At 66.3% G+C, this 2,343-nt stretch carries 2 protein-coding genes; both read right to left on the reverse strand.

From position 1 onward, the window contains the following. A partial coding sequence (locus tag X803_RS0115195; RefSeq protein ID WP_084033840.1) for a UDP-N-acetylmuramoyl-L-alanyl-D-glutamate--2,6-diaminopimelate ligase occupies nucleotides 1–1,527 on the reverse strand: 1,527 nt, incomplete at its 3' end. 55 nt (nucleotides 1,528–1,582) lie between these two features. Next, the coding region (locus tag X803_RS21645; RefSeq protein ID WP_035779346.1) for a penicillin-binding transpeptidase domain-containing protein at nucleotides 1,583–2,343 on the reverse strand (761 nt) is incomplete at its 5' end.

Below are 2,343 nucleotides of genomic sequence, written 5' to 3' on the forward strand. Positions count from 1 at the left end.
GTCCAGCGGCAGGTTCACGCCTTTGACCTCCTGCCACACCTCGTGTCCACGCCCTGCGATGAGGACCACATCCTGCCTCCGAGCAAGGGAAACTGCCCGGTTTATCGCCTCCGCCCGGGGAAACACCTCGAGGATCTCGCACTCCAGGCCTTCGGCGTCGCGGGCCGCACGCGCGCCCTGGAGGACGCCGGCGCGGATCTCCGCTTCGTCCTCGTCATGGGGGTCATCGTCGGTGATGATCACCACGTCCGCGCGGCGGGCTGCTGTCGCGCCCATGACCGGCCGCTTGGAGACATCCCGCTGCCCGGTGGCGCCGAACACCACCAGCACGCGGGAATCGCTGTCCTCTATGCGCACGGAATCGAGCGTCAACGCAAGCGCATCCGGATTATGGGCGAAATCCACGATTGCGGCCGGGCTTTCACCAATCAGCTGCATACGGCCGGGCACCTGGGTGGTGAACGGATCATGTTCATCCACCGCGCGCTGCACGTCGGCGATGCCGAACCCTGAGGCGAGAATCATCACAGCGGCCAGTGCCGCGTTCGCCACATTGAAGTTTCCGGGTAGCCCGCAGCGCAGCGCAAGCTGCGCACCGTCCGGACCGGCCAGGGTGAAGGTGTGTCCGAGGCCGTCCCGGCGCACCTCTCTGACGGTCCAGTCTGCTTCTGCGGCGCCAGCCACGGACAGCGTGAGCGTGGGTACTCCCGCCTCAGCGGCGAGGCGGCAGCCCCAGCTGTCATCGATGATCACTACGGCCCGCTCTGTACGTTCGGGCCGGAACAGCGCTGCCTTGGCCGCGAAGTATTCCTCCATGCTTCCGTGAAGGTCCAGGTGGTCCTGCGTCAGATTGGTGAAACCGGCGACGTCGAACCGGACGCCGTCAACCCGGCGGTATTCGATGGCGTGCGAGGAGACCTCCATCGCAGCGGCGTCCACGCCCCGCTCCCTCATGAGGGCCAGGATCCCGTGTACCTCGGGCGATTCCGGCGTTGTCAGGACGGAGGGGATGACGGTCTCCCCTGCCCGGATCTCGATGGTTCCGATCAACCCGGTGCTCTTCCCCAGCGCCGCCGCGAGCGCATTGAGGAAGTAGGTTGTGGTGGTCTTTCCATTGGTGCCGGTGACACCGAACAGGATGGGCCGTCCGTCTGCGGGCTGACTGTCGAAGACGATGGCTGCGAGCGGGCCCACATAGTCCCGGACCGGCGACGCCCGGTAGAGCGGGACGCCGGATCCGCTCAGTGCCGATGAGGCCAGGGCGGTCCCGGCGTCGTCAGTGAGGACGGCGGCCGCGCCGGCCGCAACCGCCTGGGCGGTAAAGTCCGCCCCGTGCCGGCCGGTTCCGGGAACCGCAACGTACAGGTCCCCCGGGCGAACCTGCCGCGAATCCATGGTGAGACCGGTGATGGTGGGCTGAGCGCCGCCGTCGGGAGCGCCGCCCACATGGTGAACGGCGGCCAGACGCCCGGGGAGGGCGGACAGTACCTCTTCCATCGTTCGCGGGACGACGACGGCGGGCCGCATGGGCGCGGCGGAACCGGACTGTTCATTTGTGGACACGTTGGCCTGCTTACGCGGATCAGTACACAACCGGGTAAGTTTCGGGCTTACCGGTTGATGGCGGGACGTTGTTCGAGTTCAGAACGTACTTCATGACTTTCTGGAACGATTCCCCCGGAACCAGATAGTACAGGTCTCCCTGCGGCCGCTGCAGCGTAACCACCACAACGTATTGGGGATCCTCCATCGGTGCCATGCCCGCGTAGGAGAGGGTATAGCCGTCATAGCCGCCGCGCGCACCGGGGGCTTCCGCGGTGCCCGTCTTCGAGCCCACGCGGTATTCCTCGAGTGCGCCGGAGGCACCGGATCCCTCAACGGTGACGGTCTCAAGCATGGTGTGGAGCTCGTCCGCCGTCTGCTCGGAAACCACGCGGGTGCCCTCGCCCTGGGGGACCTTGTGCTCGGTGCCGTCCGGGTCGATGTAGGCATCCACCAGGCGGGGCTGCAGGCGGACGCCGTCGTTGGCTATTGCCTGGTAGACCATCGCTGTGTGCAGCGCTGTCTGTGCCAGCCCCTGCCCGAAGAGCACCGTGTACTGCTGGCGGTCGTCCCACGTGTCCGGGGTGGGAAGAATACCTGAGGTTTCCCCGTTCAGTCCGACGTCGAGGGGTTCGCCGATCCCGAACTTGCGCAGCCAGTCATAGCGCTGCTGCTTGCTGAGCTGCTCGCCGATCATCACGGTGCCGGTGTTCATCGACTTGGCGAAGATTCCTGCAGCCGTCCGCTGTTCCGTTCCATGCTCGAAGGCGTCCTTGAAGGTCTGCCCGCCAACCGTATAGG

The organism is Arthrobacter sp. 35/47, from assembly GCF_000520475.1.
In the GTDB taxonomy this organism is placed as follows: domain Bacteria; phylum Actinomycetota; class Actinomycetes; order Actinomycetales; family Micrococcaceae; genus Arthrobacter_D; species Arthrobacter_D subterraneus.